Source organism: Streptomyces sp. NPDC028305, from assembly GCF_055569495.1.
Genome location: NZ_JBVHTN010000002.1, coordinates 433,030 through 451,182, shown reverse-complemented (window position 1 = coordinate 451,182; position 18,153 = coordinate 433,030). Strand labels below are relative to the sequence as shown.

Genomic DNA, 18,153 nt, shown 5'->3' with positions numbered 1-18,153 from the left:
ATCCTCACTCACCGCGCCGGTCGGCCTGGCGGACGGCGTCCCGGTGCTGACGCATCAGGACGTTCAGCCGCGGGTTGATGTTCTCGATGGTCTCGGCGACCGTCAGATCGCCGAGGAAGGCCCGTGGCAGCTCCTGGCCCATCAGCAGCCGCACCCGGTTCCAGTTGGTGGTGACGTCGAAGGGGTGGCCGCCGCCGACCTCGCCCTTGAGGATCTTCTGGACGACGCCGAGGTTGGCGGGCGGGGGCTTGAAGGCGCTGCCCGCCGAGCGCCTGGCCGGGTTGTTGCGCCCGGCCGTGGCGTAGATGTCCAGCGCGCCGGTGCTGGTCAGGGTCTTCAGCAGGCGCCAGGCCAGGTCCAGGTCGGAGCCCTTGACGCCGGAGGGGATGCCGAAGCTGGAGCCCGACACGCGCGGCTTGCTGCCCGCGGGCCCCGCGGGGAAGGGGACGATGTCCCATTCGAAGGGCGCCTTGCGGACGTTGAGCACCTGCCAGGGCCCGTTCTGCATGAACGCGACATTGCCCTGGAGAAAGTTGGCCAGGGCGTTGCCGCTGGCTTTCGCGCTGACCAGATTGGTGATCGGCGGGGTCGCCCGGTCCCTGACGAACAGATCGATGACGAATTCGATGGCGCCCCGGGCCTCGGGGGCGTCCAGGGCGCTCGCGTCGCCCTTCTCGTTGATGACGTTGCCGCCGGCGGAGTAGATCCACGACACCAGGTCGTCGATGGCCGGGCCGCAGGTGAAACCGTAGCTGTCCTTGGGCCCGCTCACCTCGATCGCGAGGTCCCGGAGGGTGTCCCAGGTCATGGGCTCGGTGGGGGACGGCGGGTCGATGCCGTGCTTGTCGAGCAGCGTCTTGTTGTAGTAGAGCACGGTGGGCGCCACGTCGAAGCCGATGCCGTAGGTCTTGCCGGCGAAGGAGGAGATCGACCGGATCGCGGGGTAGAAGTCGTCGAGGTCGAAGTCCGGGTCCTCGGCGATCAGGTCGTCCAGCGGCCGGTACGCGCCGCGCGCCGCGTAGGTGGGCACCATCCAGCCGTTGATGCCGGTGACCAGGCTGGCCGTTCCGCTGACCAGTTGGAGGTCGAGTTTGGTGGCGTAGCTGTCCGACGGGGTGAGCGTCGAGACCGAATCGACCTGCATCCGCTGCTCGACGTACGTACCGAAGGCGGCCCAGACCTTGGCCTCCTCCGGGCCGTTGGACCACATCGACCAGGTGGCGGTGCCCGGTGGCGGGCCGGACGAGCAGCCGCTCAGGCCGGCGGCGGCGAGCCCTCCGGCGGCGGTTCTCCTGAGCAGGGTGCGGCGGGACAGGCTGGAAGACATCGTCGTCTCCTCGCTGTTCAAGGACGTGCTGTGGTGAGGGCGTGCCGTGGTGAGGACGCTCCGGGTCAGGCGAAGGCCAGGTCCATGGACTCGGCGCGGATGCGCTCCTCGTCGACCTCGATGCCGAGGCCGGGGGCGGTGGGGACGGTCGCGACGGCCGAGTCGATGTGCAGCTTGTCGACATACAGATCGGCCAGCAGCTCGGGGCCGTTCAACTCGGCCGGAAGGGCCAGCTCCAGCTGGCTGAACAGGTGCAGGGCCGCCGCGAAGCCGATGCCGCAGTCGGTCAGCCCGCTGGCGAGCACCTCCAGGCCGCCGGCCAGCGCGACCTGGGCGGTCTTCAGGGCGTTGCGGATGCCGCCGGACTTGCAGAGCTTGACGACCACCAGGTCGGCGGCGTCGAGGCGGATGGTGCGGGCCAGGTCCTGGGCGGTGAAGCTGCCCTCGTCGATCGCGACCGGGAGGTCGATCATGCTCCGCAGCCGCTGGAGCCCGAGGGTGTCGGTGCTCGGCACGGGCTGTTCCACACAGTGGATGCCCGGCACGTCGTGCAGCGCGCGCAGCAGCTGCTTGAGCGCGCTCGGCCGGTAGGACTGATTGGCGTCCAGCCAGATGGGCTTGGCCGCGGCGACCTCGGCGACCGCCGTGACGGCGGCGGCGTCGGCGTCGACATCCCCGCCGATCTTCACCTTGTACGCCGGGTAGTGGCCGGAAGCCCGCGCGTGCTCGCGGACGGCGGACGGGTCGCCCACGCCGATGGCCGAGCAGAGCGGAACGGTGTCCCGCACCTTGCCTCCCAGCAGGGCGTGGACCGGCAGCCCGGCCAGCTTGCCCGCCGCGTCGTGCATGGCGATGTCGACGGCGGCCCGGGCGAACGGAAAGCCGTTGGACACCGACGGACTCAGTCGGCGGTTCGCTCGCGCGTGGAACAGCTCCACGTCGAACGGGGTGAGTTCGAGCAGAACGGGGGTGAGGTGGCGCTTGATGACGACGGCGATCGTCTCGGCGGTCTCATAGCTCCAGCTCGGCAGGGCCCGCTGCTCGCCCCAGCCGACGACCCCGTCCTCCGTCGTCAGCCTGACGAAGATCACCGAACCCGCCTGGTCCGGGGTGCCGACGGTGCCGCTGCCGAGGACGAACCGGCGGGCGAACGGCACGGCCACGGGGAACACATCGACCGCCGTGATGCGCGACATGGGGAGGTGGTTCCTTTCACGGGAGACCTGAGGGGGGTGGGGCACGCGCGGTCAGGCGGCGGTCGGCCATGCGGCGGGATCGACGAGGCTCGGGCCGCGGACGCCCTTGCCGAGCCAGTCCACGACATCGGCCAGCACATACCCGGCCAGCGCCAGGTGTCCCTGGGTGGTGTCCCCCGCGATATGCGGGGTGAGCAGGAGGTTCGGGCAGCTCAGCGCGGACTCGTCGAGGCTCGGGGGTTCGGGGTCGTACACGTCCAGCGCGGCCAGGATCCGGCCGGACTGGACGTGGTCGAGAAGCGCCGCCTGGTCGACGGCGGGGCCGCGCGAGGAGTTGACCACGATCGTGCCGTCGGGCATCGCCTCGATGAGCCGCCGGGTCACCATTCCCCGGGTCGCCGGGAGATCGGGTACGTGGAGGGAGACGAACGCGCAGCCGAGCGTTTCCTCCAGCGTGGCGGTGCGGACCCCGAGCGCGACGGCCCCCGCCTCGTCCAGGTACGGGTCGTACACCACCACGTCGCAGCGGAACGGCCTCAGCAGGGTGATCAGGGCGCGTGCGGTGGAGCTGGCGCCGACGATGCCCACGGAGCGGCCGGCGAGTTCGCCGCCCCTGAAGTCCTTCTGCTTCCAGCCGCCGCCGCGCACCGCGGCGTCGAACCGCGGCAGGCGGCGGGCGAGGGTGAGCATGGCGGCCAGGCAGTACTCCCCCACGGACCAGGCGATCCGCCCCGCGGCGGAGAAGACGGTCACGCCCTGGTCGAGCACCTCGCGGTCGATGAGCTTCTTCACCGTGCCGGCCGCGTGGGCGACCACCTTGGGGCCGCCGCCGCCGGCCCAGATCGAGGTGTCCAGATGGGGGGTGCCCCAACTCGTCAGCAGCACCTCGGAGCCGGCGGCCAGCCGGGCCACCTCGTCCCCGTCGAGCTCGCCTTCGGCCCAGGTCACCTCGAAGTGTTCCGCGATCAGCCGCCGGGCGTCGGTGCCGCAGACATCGGCGGCTCGCTCGGGGGTCATGACGACGGCGAGTTTGGACACCTTTGCTCCTCGGGCCGGGTCGGTGTGCGATGACTGTCACGACCGTAGGGACCCGCTGTTATGCCCGTCCAAGCCCTATTTGGCATTGCGCGATACCTTGACGGCATGGACCTTTCTCTGCAACAGCTCCGTGGTTTCGTCGCCGTGGCGGAGGAACAGCACTTCGGCCGTGCCGCCGCGCGGCTCAACATGACCCAGCCGCCGCTGACCCGCCAGATCCAGGCACTGGAGCGGAATCTGGGCGTCGTCCTGTTCGAGCGCACCGGCCGTGGCGCGCGGATCACGGCGGCGGGCCAGGCGCTCCTCGACCACTGCCGCCGGATCCTCGCCCTGCTCGACGCGGCGCCGGTCGCCGCCCGCCACGCCGCCGAGGGCCGGACGGGGACGCTGCGGCTGGCGTTCACCGCGATCGGGGCGTACGCGATACTCGCGGACGTCCTGGACCTGGTGAACCGGCACCTCCCCGACGTGTCCGTGGAGCTGACGGAACTCGTCAGCCCGGACCAGTTCGCGGCGCTGGCCGATCTGGAGGTCGACATGGGCCTCGTCCGGCCGCCGATCCCCGAGCGGTACCGGTCGGTCCTGGTGCACTCCGAGGACCTGGTGCTCGCCGTCCCCGCCGGCCACGCGCTGGCCCGCGCCACCGAACCCGTGCCCCTCGCGGACGTCGCCGACGACTACATCGGGTACAGCCCCGAGGGCTCCCGGTATCTGCACGACATCTGTGCCGCCATGATCGGCGTGGACCGCTACGCGGTCAGCCAGCTGACCTCACAGGTGCCGACGATGCTGGCGCTGGTGCGGGCGGGGCTCGGGTGCGCGCTGGTACCGCGCTCCATCATGACGATGGGCGTGCACGGCGTCCGGTACCGCGAACTGGCCCCGGCCGACGCCCACTCCGTGACCCTGCACGCCTGCTGGAGCCCGGACAGCCCGAACCCCGCCCTGCACCGACTGGCCGCGGTCCTCACCCGCGAGCCACGGCTCGGGGTGTCCTGAACCTACAGTCCGTCACGCACCATGGCGGCGACGATCCGGACATGGCGATCCGCCGCCGTGTTCGAGAACTCGTTGTCGTAGTTCAGGCCGTAGGGCCAGAAGTGGCCACCACCGGTGGACAGCGTGGCGCCCGAACCGTCGTACTGCTTGACGAGCGCCGTGGCCTGCGCACCGCGCCAGCCTCCGCCGCTGGACAGGGTGTTCCAGCCCGAGCTGGTGCCCACGCCGATGGTGTGGGCGATCTCGTGCAGGGCGGTCCGCTCGGTCATATAGGCGCGGTTGCCGAAGCGGATGGTTCCGTTGATGTTGCCGTCGGCGGTGGGCACACCGGGGTCGTAGCGGACGGTGATGTTCTTGCCCAGATCGCTGAGGTTGTTGTACCGGGCCACCGCGGCGCTCATGGCCGCCGTGATCAGGTTGTAGGCCGTCTGCTGGTCCTGGGTGGGGTTGCTCGCCCGTTCGAGCGTCCAGGTGATGGTGGCCGCCGACACCTGCTTCTGGGCGGCCGCCGGGGCCGCCGGTGCGGCCTGCGCGACACCGGGCCCGGCCACCGCGGCGGCCACCAGCGCGGCGACGACCGCCTTGTTGCGCCAGGTACTCATGACGTTCCTCCTGTGGGGGGATGGTGGGGGGTGTGGTGTACGTCAGTGCCTGAGGTTCGCCCCGACCGCGGCGGCCACGACGCTGTCCCGTTCGGTGCGGCTGAACAGCCCCTCGGACAGCCATGTGTCGGCGAGGGTGCGTACCGCCTGGACGAAGACGCCTGAGGTCGTGAAGGGGGCCTGCGCCCAGAGCACGTCCAGGAACGTGAGGCCGTTGCCACGGGCGCGGTTCGGTACGCCCGAGTTCTTCGTGCCGAACACGACGACCGGTTCCGAGCGCTTGAAGTAGGCGTGGTAGCGCGTCTCGTCCCCGACATGGAACGGGGCGAGGGTCAGGCCGTGCGTGGTGAAGTACATCGGCCGGCCGCCGGATTTGATCGCGTCGGCGAGATCGCCCCGGAGGGTGAAGTCCTTGTAGAAGGAGAACACGCGGAATGCCGACTCCTGGCTCTGGGCGGTCAGCAGCACCGGACCGTAGAACACCGACTGGACGGTGGGATCGTCCAGGGCCCTTTCGATGCGCAGACGGTAGGGGGCGGAGACGGCGACCCGGTCGCCGCGCTGCCAGCTCCTGCTCAGGCTCAGATAGCTGCCGGGCACGGCCTTGACCGACTGCCGGACCCCGTTGACCGTGACGGTGAAGCCCGCCGTGGCCCAGACCGGAACACGAAGTCTCAGGTCGAGCTGCCCGCTGCCCTCGCGGAACGTCAGGGTGCGCACGCCCTCGGCCGGGTAGTCGCTCGTCTGCTCGATGACGAAGCCCCGCTCCGGCCACCGCAGTGTCGAGGCGAGGTAGAGGTTGACGTACAGCGCGCCGCCGTCGGCGGAGCGGAAGTACACCGAGTCCTGGTACTTGGTGTGGTTCTCCATGCCGGTGCCGCCGCAGCAGGTGCCGGTGTTGTCGTACTCGCGCCGCACCCCCGGGCCCATCCCGACGAAATAGGTGACCTCCGGGCTGTCCGTGGCGGGGGCGTCCCGGCGGGAGGCGAGGATGTGATTGGTCACGCCCCGCTCGTAGTAGTCCATATAGGCGGGGTCCGGCTGGTGGAAGAACAGCTGCCGGCTCAGTTTGAGCATGTTGTACGTGGCGCAGGTCTCGGCGTTCTTGTCGTCGAGGGTGGCCGCGATGGCGTCACGGGCGCGAAACATCTCACCCTGCCCAGTGCCGCCCAGGCTGTACATGCGGGAGCCGGTGACCATGCCCCAGAAGTTGCGGGCCGCGGCGGCGTACTCCTCCTTCGCCGTGTGGTCGAAGAGCCGCAGATAGCCGGTGAACTGCGGGATGTGCTGGTTGGCGTGTTTGCCCTCCAGGATGTCGCGGTCCTCGGCGCAGGCCTTCAGCAGCGTGGTGTTGTCGAAACAGCGGGCGGCGGCGAGGTGTTCCGCCCGGCCGGTGAGGGCGTACAGATCCGCCATCACCTCGTTCATCCCGCCGTACTCACCGGCGATGTAGATGGACCACATCCGCTCCAGCTGGGCCGCCGGCAGGTGGCCGAGCCTGCTGTGCACCCAGTCGCCCATCCCCGAGACGATCTCCAGGGCCTGCGCGTTCCCGGCCAGGGTGTGCGCGTCGAGCAGACCGCGCATGATCTTGTGGCAGGTGTAGTACGGCGCCCAGATGGTGGGGTACGTGGTGTAGCTCTCCAGCAGGATGAACTGGGTCTCCGGGTACGCCGCCAGGTAGCCGGGGTGGCTGGGCTTCGGCGAGCCGTGGTCCGCCAGGGCCTTCTGGCACTCGCCGAGCGCGCCGACCAGGTAGTCGAGCTTGGTCTTGAGCGCGGCCTCCTTGGTGTCGGCGTACGCCTGGGCGATGAGGGTGAGGAAGTGGCCGCCGTAGTGGCCGCGCAGATTGCCGTCGGAGGTCTCCCAGCCGCCGGGCGGCCGGGCGCCGCGGGTGTCGAGCCCGGCGTTGGCCCGGAAGACGGCCAGGATGCGGTCGGCCGGGTAGGACCTGGCGTAGCCGAGCATCAGATCGCGCTTGCGGCGGAAGACACCGTCGCCGAGGGTCACCCCGTCCAGCGGGAAGGGGCGTACCGACCAGGTGTCCGGGACGGGCAACGGCCCGCGCGCGGCCTGGGAGGACACCGCGGAGGGGGTGGCTCCGGCCGGGGCGGCCTGTGCCGTCGGGACGGCGTACGCGAGCGGGGCGGTGGCCGCGGCCCCGGCGGCGAGTCTCAGCGCGTGGCGGCGGGACGGGGGGTGGGACATGCTCTTGACTCCGATCGTCGGTGGTCGGTGGTCGGCGGGCATGGGCAGGGGGACGCGGAGCGCGCGCGGGTTACGAGGGGGCTGTGGTGTCCGGTCCCGCCGTCGGCAGCCACACCCGCATCGTGGCGGGCCCGCGGTTGGCCCAGGAGCGGTAGGGCACCAGGACGATGTCCGCGCGCTCGGCGGCGGGCTCGGTGGCGGGGCGGTCGAGCGGTCCGTACGGCCATGAAGTGTCGCCCTGACCGGCGTGTCCGGCCAGCTCCCCGGCCACGACGACGGTGTCGTCCGCGCCGGGCCCGTCCTTCGGCTCGACCGACGGATCCACCCGCACGGCGTCGGCCTCGTGTCCGTCCGGCAGATCCACCGACTCGGCGCAGTACACCAGCGGCCCCCGCTGGACGGCCACCGTGCCGCGCACCGCGTCGACGCGCGGATCGGCCCCGATCCAGCGGGGCGCCATGGGCAGTTCGAGCCGTATCTCGTCGCCGGGCCGGAAGAGGCGGTTGACGGTGGCGGTGCCCGGGGGGACGGAGCGGCGTGTCCCGTCCGGCTCGACCAGCCATGCGGCGGCGCCCTCCGTCCACCCGGGGACGCGCAGCGACAGGGTCCACGGGTGGTCGGGGGACCGGTCGATCCGCACGGTCACGGCCCCGCCGGACGGGTAGTCGGTGCGGATGCGCAGCGCGACACCGTGGCCTCCGGCGAGGGATGTGGCCATCTCCGCGTCGGCGTACTGGTGCAGCTGCACGCCGTGGTCGTCGGCCGTCGCGAGATAGGCGGGCAGCTGGGCGAGGGTCCGCGCCACGTTGGTCGGGCAGCAGGACACCGCGAACCAGGGCGCGCGCAGGCTCGACTCGGCGCGCGGGCTCTCCGCGTCGGTGGGGGGCACGGTGCCCCGGTCGCGCCGGTGCAGGGTGTTGGCGTAGAAGAAGGCGCGGCCGTCCTCGGCCGGGGAGGCCGCGACCACGTTGAACAGGGTGCGCTCCGCCAGGTCGGCGAAGCGCGGCTCGCCGGTGGCCAGCAGCAGCCGCCAGCTGAGCATGACGGAAGCGACACCGGCGCAGGTCTCGGAGTAGGCCCGGTCGGGGGGCAGGACGAAGTCGTCGCCGAAGGACTCGTCCCGGTGGTGCGAGCCCATGCCGCCCGTCAGATAGGTGCGCCGGGCGACCGTACGCTCCCACTGCCGCACGACCGCGGCCAGCAGGGCGTCGTCCCCGGTCTCCACGGCCACGTCGACGGCGCCGGACGCCAGGTAGAGGGCGCGGACGGCGTGGCCGCGGAACACGGTGGCCTCGCGGACGGGCAGGTCGTCCTGGTAGTAGGCGCGGCCGAACTCGGGGTCCGCGAGGGTGCGGTGGCCGCGGCGGTCGACGAAGAGCGCGGCCTGGTCGAGATAGCGCTGCTCCCCCGTCAGCCTGGCCAGCTCCACCAGTGCCGGCTCGATCTCGGGATGGCCGCAGACGCGCTCGATGCCGCCCCTGCCGAAGGTGGCGCAGACATGGTCGGCGGCCCGCCGGGCGATCTTCGCCAGCTCGCCCTCGCCCCGGGCCCGGGCCTGGGCCACCCCCGCCTGGATCAAGTGCCCGTAGCAGTACAGCTCGTGGCCCCATTCGAGGTCGCTGTAGCGGGGCTGCTGGCCGGGGCGGCCGAAGGCGGTGTTCAGATAGCCGTCCGGTTCCTGGGCGGGCGCGATGGCCTCGGTGAGCGCGGCGATCTCCGCGTCGAGCGAGGTGTCGGGCCCCTGCCCGGCGGCCGCCCAGGCCATGGCTTCGAGCAGCTTGTAGACGTCGGAGTCGGCGAACTCCCGGCCACGCCGGTCCCGGTGGATCCGGCCCTCGACGGCGGCCCGGAAGTTGCCGATCCAGCCGACGCGTTCCATCCAGTCGCGGCAGTGGTCGAGTGTGGCGGTCGCGTTGATCCGGCGGCGCCGGGCCCAGAAGCCCCCGGTGATCGTGACCTCGTCGAGCCCGAGCGGCCGCAGCCGGCCCCGGGCCGGCGCCACCGGCAGGACGAGTGACCGCGCCGTGTTCTCCCTCACCAGTTCATGCCTTCGGTTCATCCCTTCGGTTGTCCGTCTCCGTGGTGCGGCGCGTCAGCCCTTGAGCGCGCCCGACATGAAGCCCCGTACGTAGTGCCGTTGCAGCAGCAGGAAGAGGAGGAGGCAGGGCACGGCGAGGACCACCACCCCTGCCTCGGTGGCGCCGTAGTCGACGGCGCCCATGCTCTGCTGCCGAAGATTCGCGACGGCCAGCGGCAGTGGCGCCTTCTCGCTGTCCGAGATGAGGATCAGTGGCGCGATGAAGTCGTTCCAGGCCGCGAGGAAGGCGAAGAGCCCCACGGTGATCAGCCCCGGCCGCACCGCCGGGAGCAGGACCCGGCGCAGTGCGCCGGCCGTGCCGCACCCGTCGACGAGCGCCGACTCCTCCAGTTCGCGCGGCACCGCCTCGAAGGAGATCCGCATCATGAAGGTGGCGAACGGCAGCTGGAACATGGCCAGCACCAGGCTCAGCCCGAGCAGCGAGTTCTGTAGCCCGAGCCTGCCGAGCAGCACATAGAGCGGGATGAGGAGCGTGGCGTACGGGACCATGAGGATGGCCAGCGTTACCAGGAACAGCAGGTTCTTGCCCGGGAAGTCGAAGCGGGCGAAGGCGTAGCCGCCGAGCAGCGAGACCCCGAGGGTCAGGGCGACGGTGAGCGCCGAGACGACGGTGCTGTTGAGGAGGTAGCGCCACAGGCCCGCGTCGTACTCGAGCAGCGTGCGGTAGTTGCCGAGGCCGTAGCCGGACTCCTGCGCGGTGCCCGGCTGTCCGCTGACCGACGCCCAGGCGTTCCACAGCAGGGGGAAGAGGAAGATGACGGCCAGTCCTCCGGCGAGGACGTAGTGGGGCGTCCGGCCGAGGGCGCGGGTGAGCACCGTGGTGTCCCTTCTCATGAGGTGGAGGTCATGACTCGTCGGCGCGGCGCAGACCGAGGAACTGCGCGACGTTGAGCACGAGCAGGGCGGCCAGCACGAGGATCGAGAGGGCCGCCGCGGTGCCCAGGTTCATCCGTTGGAAGGCCTCGCGGTAGATCAGCTGGACGATGGTGACGGTGCTGTTGTCCGGCCCGCCCTTGGTGAGGATGAAGAACTGGTCGAACGCGAGCAGCGATCCGGTGACACACAGCAGCAGGGAGAGCGCGAGGGACGGCCGCAGCAGGGGCAGGGTGATGCTGCGGAAGATCTGGCCACGGCTCGCGCCGTCCATCCGCGCCGCCTCGTACACCTCGTGGGGAATGCGCTGGATGCCGACGAGGAGGATCAGCATGTAGAAGCCGGCGAACTTCCAGACGATGAGGAAGACCGTCGACAGCAGGGCGGAGGTCGGCGAGCCGAGGAAGGACACCGGCTCGTCGGTGACGCCGAGCTTTTCCAGGATCCGGCTGAGCGGTCCGGTGGTGGGGCTGTACAGGCCCCAGAACAGCAAGGAGGCGGAGGCCAGCCCCAGGGCGCCGGGCAGGAAGTAGACCGTGCGGAAGAAGCCCGCGCCGGGGCGGGACTCCTGCACCAGCAGGGCGAGGAGCAGGGCGAGCCCGAGGAGGACGACCGTGACGACCACGGTGTAGAGGAGGGTGAAGCGGACCGCGGGCCAGAACAGGGTGGAGTCGGTGACATCGGTGTAGTTCTCGGGGGCGTTGCCGCCCCGGTCCCCCGCGAGCAGCGGCCAGTCGCTCAGCGACATCTGCCCGACGAGCAGCAGGGGCAGTACGAAGAAGACCGCGACGAACACGGCCGTGGGGGCCGCGTAGCCGAGCCCCTGGAGTTTCCGGGACCGCCACCACCGGGGTCCGGGGGTACGAGGCCGGCGGGCCGGGCGGGCCGGCCGCGCCGACCGGGCCCGGTGTTCGGCGGCCGCTCGGTCGGGCGCCTTCACCTGCATGGCTCTCCTCTGCCGGGTAAGCGGGGGCGCTCAGTCGGCCAGCGAGGCGTTGACCGCCTTGTTGTCCTTCTCCACGGACCCTCCGTCACCGAAGACGGCGTGGCGCATCAGGGACAGCCACGGCCCGTTGGGGTCGTTGAAGGTCTGGCCGAACTTCAGCGCGTACGGGGTGCGGCCGTCCGCCACGAGCCGGTTGATGGTCACCAGCCGCGGGTCCGCGTCGGAGTACTTGTTGGAGGCGAGGTCGGTGCGCGCCACCACGTCCTTGTGCGCGGCGACCACGTCGACCTGGGCCTTGTCGCCGAGCGACCAGGCGAGGAAGTTCCAGGCCTGGTTGGCCGACTTGCTGGTGGCGGAGATGCCGATGGCGTCACCGCCGACGAAGGTGGACTTGCCGCCGTCGGGTCCGGGGATGGGCGCGACCCCGAGGTCGAGGTCCTTCGGCATCAGGCCCAGGGTGGTCGACGGCATGGGCATCACGCCGACCTTGCCCTTCGGGAAGACCCCGGTCCAGGTGGTGCCCGTCTCCTCGCGCGCGCCGGGGGCCACGATGTCGTCCTTCACCCATCCGCGGTAGGTCTGGTAGACCTTCTTCGCGGTGTCGGAGGACAGCTGTGCCTCGGTTCCGTCCTTGTTGAGCACGTCCTCGCCCGCGGCCCAGATGGACGGCCACCAGGTGAAGACGCCGCAGCCGCCGCAGTTGCCGCCGAAGAAGGTGCCGTTGACGTCTCCGCCCAGCGCGTCCACGGCCCGCGCCTGCTGGTCCCACTCGCGCAGGGTGGTGGGCGGCTTCGCGGGGTCGAGCTCGGCCCGCCGGTAGAGCTCCTTGTTGTAGAAGAGCACCGACAGGTCGAGGGTGTGCGGCACCACGTACTTCTTGCCCTCGTAGGTACCGGCCTTGATGTGCGACTGGGCCAGGTTCTTGGCGAAGGGCAGGGCGTCGACGCGTTCGGTGAGGTCGGCGAAGAGCCCGCTGGAGGTGTAGTTGGGCACGAACACCACGTCCGAGGCGAACAGGTCGGGGAGGTCGCGGGCGCCGGCGGCCGCGCCGACCTTGGCCTGGTAGTCGTCGGTGGGGATGACGGTGAGCTCGATCCGGTTCTTGTGGCTCGCGTTGTACGCCTTGACCAGGGCCTCGCTCTGCGGGCGGGTCGCCGCGCGGGTCCACATCGTCAGCTTGGCGCCGTCGTCGACGCCGTTGACCCCGCCCGCCGAGCCCCCTCCGCCGCCCGAGCCGCCGTCCCCCGATCCGCAGGCCGTGACCATGCTCGCGGCGGCGATCAGCGCGAGGGCGCCGGTGGCGAGTCGGCGTATGCGTCCCTGTGGTCCGGCCGTGCTCCCCATGACGATCTCCCTTGTGTGGCGGCGGGCCGTGGGCAGGCCGAACCGGACGGGACGATGGCTGTGGTGGCACTGAACTCTGCGACGGAAACTGACCGAAAAGGCTTTCAGCGAACGTAGAACTCCGCTCATCACCCGTCAATCCCCTTGCTGAGAATGCCTGTACGGGAGCCGTCGAAACTTCGAAGGCACCTTGCATGTCCCCGGACCGAAACAACTCGCGTACCCTTTTTTGCGCGCGATGTGCCACTCTCGACGGCCCGGCACGCGACGCGAGACAGGAGAACTACCCATGACACAGGCCACCGGCCCCTCTCGTTCGCATCCCGTCACCCTCAGCGACGTCGCCCGGCTGGCCGGCGTGTCCATCGCCACCGCGTCCAAGGCCCTCAACGGCCGCAGCCAGGTGCGCGCGGAGACGAGGCAGCGGGTGATCGAAGCGGCCGAGCGGCTGTCGTTCCGACCCAATCAGCTGGCCCGCGGCCTGCTCGCCGGGCGCACAGGCACCGTCGGGCTGCTCACCAGCGACCTGGAGGGCCGGTTCTCCATCCCGATCCTCATGGGCGCCGAGGACGCCTTCGGGGCCGGCGAGGTCGCGGTGTTCCTGTGCGACGCCCGCGGCGACGCGATCCGCGAGCAGCACCATGTCCGCGCGCTGCTCGGCCGCCGGGTCGACGGCCTCATCGTGGTGGGCAGCCGGACCGACCCCCGTCCGTCCCTGGGCCGCGAACTGCCCGTCCCCGTGGTCTACGCGTACGCCCCGTCGGACGACCCGGAGGATCTGTCCATCGTTCCCGACAGCATCGGCGCCGGCCGGATCGCCGTCGACCATCTGCTCGCCTGCGGCCGTAGCCGGATCGCGCACATCACCGGCGATCCCGGCTATCTGGCGGCGCAGGAGCGGGCCGAGGGGGCCCGGGCCGCGCTGGCCGACGCCGGGCTCGCCCTGGTCGGTGAGGTGCGGTTCGGGGCGTGGTCGGAGGGGTGGGGGCGGGCGGCCACCGCGATGCTGCTCGACCGGCACCCGGACGTGGACGCCGTCCTGTGCGGCAGCGATCAGATCGCCCGCGGGGTCATGGATGTGCTGCGCGAGCGCGGCCACCGGGTGCCGGAGGATGTGGCGGTCATGGGCTTCGACAACTGGCAGGTCCTGACCTCCGCCTCCCGCCCGCCGCTGACCAGCGTCGACATGAATCTGGAGCAGGTCGGGCGCGCGGCCGCGCACACCTTGTTCGGCGCGATCTCCGGCGCTCGGCGCTCGGGGGTCGAGACCCTGCCCTGCCGCGTGGTGATCAGGGGGTCCACGGCCCCGCTCTCCTGAGGCGTGGTGCTACTTCTGTTGACAGTGCCGTGGCACGCGCCTACCTTGCGAAAACCTTTTAGGTCTGTTTCACGCACGACCCCGGTACGCCTGATCGCACCCCGTCCGCCGGGGCTCCCGGGAGTCCTCGTCGGAGAACGTCAGCACCATCGTGAGCAACCGCCTGCTGTCAACCGGACAGGGAGCGCCCGATGAGAAGACGCACGATGACGGCTCCGCACGGGGCCGCCACCATGGACCACACGCAGCACCACCGCAGCGCACGGGCCCTGCCATGAAGCGCCTCTTCCTCGCCCTGGCGCTGATCATCTGCACGGTCTGTTCCGCGGCGACCCCGGCCGCCGCCGACCAGACCATCGGGTTCCCGACCTTCAGCGGACCCGCGATCCCGGCCGCGCCCGTCGCCTACACGCCCGGCGACATGATGCGGTCCATCTACGACTCCGAGAGTTCCGGCACCGACTTCTGGATGGACCGCCTGCTGGCCCGCTCCGGCAACGACCCGGCCGGGCCCTGGCTGATGAGCCGTGGGCGCGCGGTCTTCATGAAGACCCACGACCCCGCGGTGCTCGGGTTCGGCGGCCATGTCGCCTACTGGGAGAGCATCAGCGACAAGAACGCCTACTCCATCGCGATCAGTCCGGGCACCTTCACCGAACAGGTCGCACAGCGCCGGCAGACGCCCAGCAACTGGAAGAGCGTGCACACCAACGGCTCGATCACGGTGAACCAGACCAAGTTCATCACCGACAACAACGTCGCCGTGACCAACCTGTCGATCAAGAACAACGGCAGCAGCTCCACCACGCTCCAGTTACGGGCGACCTCCCCGTACGCCACGTCGGGCTCCGGCAGCGAGCTGACCGGACAGGTCAACGCCTACAACAACCTCACCAGCATCCAGACGCGGCTGACCGGCGACGGCTTCGCCGCCAACAGCGGCGGGCTCAACCGGTCGGTGACGATCGCGGCCGGGGCCACGGTGACCGCCAAGGTGGTGATGGGCTTCATCACCAGCGAGATCCCGGAGTCCCTCACCGACTACAACGCCTACGCGGGCTACTCGGACGCGACCGCGTTCGCCACCCACGTCAAGGCGTACAACCTGTGGTGGGCGCAGAACGTGCCGTACATCGATGTGCCCGAGCCCGCGATCAAGAAGAGCATCTACTACCGCTGGTGGCTGATGCGCTTCAACAGCCTCGACGCCAACATCCCAGGTCAGACCTATCAGTTCCCGACCTCGACCGAAGGCGTCCTCGGCTACAACAACGCGATCGCGCTCACCCAGCCCATGCACATCGACGACCTCAAGTATCTGCGCAACCCGATGTACGCCTACGGGAACTGGCTCAACGTCGGCCAGATCTCCAAGGGCGGCCGCTTCCTCGACAACCCGGGTGACCCGGAGAACTGGTCCAACAGCTACACCCAGTACATCGCCGAGGCGGCGTGGAAGAGCTATCAGCTCCACGGGGGCCAGCCGGCCATCGCGGGCAACCTCGCCCACTACGCGGAGGGCGACGTCAAGGGCCAGCTCGCCTACTACGACCACGACAACAACAAGCTGATCGAATACGACTGGGGCGCCCTGACCGGAAACGACGCCGACGCGGTCTCCTTCCACTGGAAGCCCGGCAACATGGACCGCGCCGAGTCCGCGTACCAGTACAGCGGGGCGCTGGCCGCGGCCCAGGCCTACGACGCGGTCGGCCACACGGCCAAGGCCGCCGAGATGCGTACGCTGGCGAACCAGATCAAGGACGCCATCGTCAACGTGTTGTGGAACCCCAACCGGCAGCTGTTCGAGCACCGGCTGAAGTCGACCAACGAATGGGTGCCCTGGAAGGAGATCAACAACTACTACCCGTTCTCGGTCGGAGCCGTCCCCAACACCTCGACCTACAAGCAGGCCCTGCGGCTGTTCAACGATCCGGCCCAGTACCCCGTCTTCCCCTTCTACACGGCCAACCAGGTCGACAAGAAGGCGGCGGCGGACGCCGGGAACCCGGGCTCCAACAACTTCTCCACCATCAACTCCACCGTGCAGTTCCGGCTCTACTCCTCGGTGCTGCGCAACTATCCCAACTCCTGGATGACCGCCACCGACTACAAGAAGCTCCTCTACTGGAACGCCTGGGCGCAGTACGTCGGCGGCAACACCCAGTTTCCCGACGCCAACGAGTTCTGGGCCGACTGGAACGGCAGCGGGATCGACTACCGCTCCTGGATCCACCACAACATCCTGGGCAGCAGCAACTGGACCGTGATCGAGGACGTGGCCGGCCTGCGCACCCGCAACGACGCCAAGGTCGAGCTCTCCCCGATCGACATCGGCTGGACGCACTTCACCGTCAACAACCTCCGCTACCGCAACGCCGATCTGTCCATCGTCTGGGACGACCCGGCCGACGGAGTGGTGCGCTACCCGGGTGTCCCGGAGGGCTACTCGATCTTCATCAACGGCAACCGGGTCGCCACCGTCGACAAGCTGGTGCCCTTCACCTGGGACCCGGCCACCGGCAATGTGACGACGAACGGCACGGTCACGTACCACACGGCCGTCCCCGGGCTCCAGGCCCCCAACCAGGTCGTACAGAACAGCCCCCGCATGGTCGACATGTTCGCCAAGGCCGGCGTCGACCTGACCGGCGACCCCGCCAACCTCGCCTCCGGGGCGACCGTGTCCGCCTCCTACACCGGGTCCGGCAGCAATGTCTCCGGCGCGGTGGACGGCTACCCCACCAACGAGCCGTTCTGGGGCGCGGGTGGCTCCCCCAACAGCCAGGACTGGTACGAGCTGAACTTCGGCACCGCCCGGACGCTCAACGAGGTGCGCCTGCACTTCAAGGACAGCCGCCCGGCCTCCGCCACCTACCGGGCCCCGTCCGCGTACACCGTCCAGTACTACAACGGCAGTTCGTGGGTGGACGCACCCGGTCAGGCCAAGACACCGGCCGCGCCACAGGCCAACTACAACGTGGTGCGGTTCCCGTCGATCAGCGCCCAGCGCATACGGGTCCTGGCCACCAACGCCTCCGGAGCCAAGACCGGCCTCACCGAGGTCAAGGTCTACAACCGGGGTGGCTCCGGAGCCCTCCCCACGAAGAAGGAGCACCAGTGACTCGAGCCAGATTTCTGTCCGCGCTCACCGGCGTGCTCACCATGGTGATCGCCTTACTGGTGGCGCCGTCCGCGGCCGGTGCCACCACCACCCCCGGGTATCAGAACACCAGTGGAAGCCAGAGCGCGGGCACCTTCACCAACCCGCTCTCCCAGCACGGCCCCGACCCCTGGCTCACCTACTACAACGGGTACTACTACCTCGCCACCACCACCTGGAACTCGACGATCACCATGCGCAAGGCCAGCACCCTCGCGGGCCTCGCCACGGCCAACGACCAGGTGATCTTCAATCTGTCCCGGCCCAACGGGGCCGGCACGATGTGGGCCCCGGAGTTCCATCTGCTGGACGGCCCGAACGGGAAGCGGTGGTACTTCTACTACACCGCCGGGCGGGAGCCGTACGACCTGGGCACCCAGCGGATCCATGTGCTCGAGAGCGCCGGCCAGGACCCGATGGGGCCGTACACCTTCAAGGCCGACCTGCTCGACCCGAACCAGGACAACACCTGGGAGCTGGATCCGAGCATCCTCCAGCTGAACGGCAAGCTCTACCTCCTCGGCACGTACTACAACGGCTCGCAGCCGATGTTCATCCGGCCGCTGTCGAACCCGTGGACCGCCAGTGGCACCCGTAGGCTGCTGTCCACCCCCACCTACAGCTGGGAGACGGTGGGCGGCGCGGTCAACGAGGGCGCCGAGGTGCTCCAGCGCAACGGCAAGACGTTCATCGTCTACTCCGCCAGCCACTGCTCCACGCCCGACTACAAGATGGGGATGCTCACCTACAACGGGGGCGACCCGCTCGCCTCCTCCTCCTGGATCAAGTCGCCCAACCCGGTGTTCCAGCGGTCCAACGCAAACGGCGTGTACGGCCCCGGCCACAACGGCTTCTTCAAGTCGCCCGACGGGACCGAGGACTGGATGGTCTACCACGCGAACAACTCCGCCGGCGGTGGCTGCGACATGAACCGCAGCACCCGAGCGCAGAAGTTCACCTGGAACGCGGACGGCACCCCGAACTTCGGCACCCCGGTGGCCCTCGGTGTCCCGCTGACCGCACCGTCAGGGGAGTAACCGA

13 protein-coding genes are annotated in these 18,153 nt (G+C 70.0%); 4 read left to right on the top strand and 9 right to left on the bottom strand.

All coding sequences use genetic code 11. The features are described from left to right. Positions 1-4: 4 nt before the first annotated feature. From ACZ4WQ_RS08735 to ACZ4WQ_RS08725, 3 genes are all read right to left on the bottom strand, one after another. Positions 5-1,327, bottom strand: coding sequence for an ABC transporter substrate-binding protein (locus tag ACZ4WQ_RS08735; RefSeq protein WP_398374305.1), 1,323 nt, complete (start codon positions 1,325-1,327; stop codon positions 5-7). Positions 1,328-1,392: 65 nt separating this feature from the next. Continuing rightward, on the bottom strand, positions 1,393-2,523 hold the full coding sequence (locus tag ACZ4WQ_RS08730) for a mandelate racemase/muconate lactonizing enzyme family protein (RefSeq protein WP_311722195.1): 1,131 nt from the start codon (positions 2,521-2,523) through the stop codon (positions 1,393-1,395). Between the two features lie 51 nt (positions 2,524-2,574). Beyond that, a complete protein-coding gene (locus ACZ4WQ_RS08725; RefSeq protein WP_398374303.1) occupies positions 2,575-3,561 on the bottom strand; it encodes a hydroxyacid dehydrogenase in 987 nt (328 codons plus the stop codon). A 105-nt stretch (positions 3,562-3,666) separates the two neighbouring features. On the opposite strand from ACZ4WQ_RS08725, the gene ACZ4WQ_RS08720 reads away from it, so the two are divergent. Beyond that, a complete protein-coding gene (locus ACZ4WQ_RS08720; protein WP_385337741.1) occupies positions 3,667-4,560 on the top strand; it encodes a LysR substrate-binding domain-containing protein in 894 nt (297 codons plus the stop codon). Between the two features lie 2 nt (positions 4,561-4,562). Here the strand turns inward: ACZ4WQ_RS08720 and ACZ4WQ_RS08715 are convergent, their stop codons facing one another. The 6 genes from ACZ4WQ_RS08715 to ACZ4WQ_RS08690 all read right to left on the bottom strand — a co-directional run bounded on the left by ACZ4WQ_RS08715 (position 4,563) and on the right by ACZ4WQ_RS08690 (position 12,631). Next, a complete protein-coding gene (locus tag ACZ4WQ_RS08715; RefSeq protein WP_398374301.1) occupies positions 4,563-5,162 on the bottom strand; it encodes a hypothetical protein in 600 nt (199 codons plus the stop codon). 42 nt (positions 5,163-5,204) lie between these two features. Continuing rightward, complete coding sequence (locus ACZ4WQ_RS08710) at positions 5,205-7,370, bottom strand: beta-L-arabinofuranosidase domain-containing protein (RefSeq protein ID WP_385337747.1); 2,166 nt, start codon at positions 7,368-7,370, stop codon at positions 5,205-5,207. A gap of 70 nt (positions 7,371-7,440) precedes the next feature. Continuing rightward, positions 7,441-9,429: a glycoside hydrolase family 127 protein gene (locus tag ACZ4WQ_RS08705; RefSeq protein WP_398374299.1), complete on the bottom strand. Its 1,989-nt coding sequence runs from the start codon at positions 9,427-9,429 to the stop codon at positions 7,441-7,443. A gap of 33 nt (positions 9,430-9,462) precedes the next feature. Next, positions 9,463-10,284 carry a carbohydrate ABC transporter permease gene (locus tag ACZ4WQ_RS08700; RefSeq protein ID WP_311722354.1) on the bottom strand — a complete coding sequence of 274 codons (822 nt, stop codon included), beginning with the start codon at positions 10,282-10,284 and terminating at the stop codon, positions 9,463-9,465. Between the two features lie 28 nt (positions 10,285-10,312). Continuing rightward, positions 10,313-11,287, bottom strand: a complete 975-nt coding sequence (locus ACZ4WQ_RS08695; protein ID WP_358846709.1) for a carbohydrate ABC transporter permease — start codon at positions 11,285-11,287, stop codon at positions 10,313-10,315. Positions 11,288-11,317: 30 nt separating this feature from the next. Beyond that, positions 11,318-12,631 carry an ABC transporter substrate-binding protein gene (locus ACZ4WQ_RS08690; RefSeq protein ID WP_398374297.1) on the bottom strand — a complete coding sequence of 438 codons (1,314 nt, stop codon included), beginning with the start codon at positions 12,629-12,631 and terminating at the stop codon, positions 11,318-11,320. Between the two features lie 289 nt (positions 12,632-12,920). Between ACZ4WQ_RS08690 and ACZ4WQ_RS08685 the strand changes: the two genes are divergently transcribed. The 3 genes from ACZ4WQ_RS08685 (at position 12,921) to ACZ4WQ_RS08675 (ending at position 18,149) form a co-directional block, all read left to right on the top strand. Next, positions 12,921-13,949, top strand: coding sequence for a LacI family DNA-binding transcriptional regulator (locus ACZ4WQ_RS08685; RefSeq protein WP_311722187.1), 1,029 nt, complete (start codon positions 12,921-12,923; stop codon positions 13,947-13,949). A 274-nt stretch (positions 13,950-14,223) separates the two neighbouring features. Then, positions 14,224-17,073 carry a discoidin domain-containing protein gene (locus ACZ4WQ_RS08680; protein ID WP_468022123.1) on the top strand — a complete coding sequence of 950 codons (2,850 nt, stop codon included), beginning with the start codon at positions 14,224-14,226 and terminating at the stop codon, positions 17,071-17,073. Next, a complete protein-coding gene (locus tag ACZ4WQ_RS08675; RefSeq protein WP_398374295.1) occupies positions 17,070-18,149 on the top strand; it encodes a glycoside hydrolase family 43 protein in 1,080 nt (359 codons plus the stop codon). The genes ACZ4WQ_RS08680 and ACZ4WQ_RS08675 overlap by 4 nt, the downstream gene beginning before the upstream one ends. The last annotated feature ends 4 nt before the right edge of the window (positions 18,150-18,153 follow it).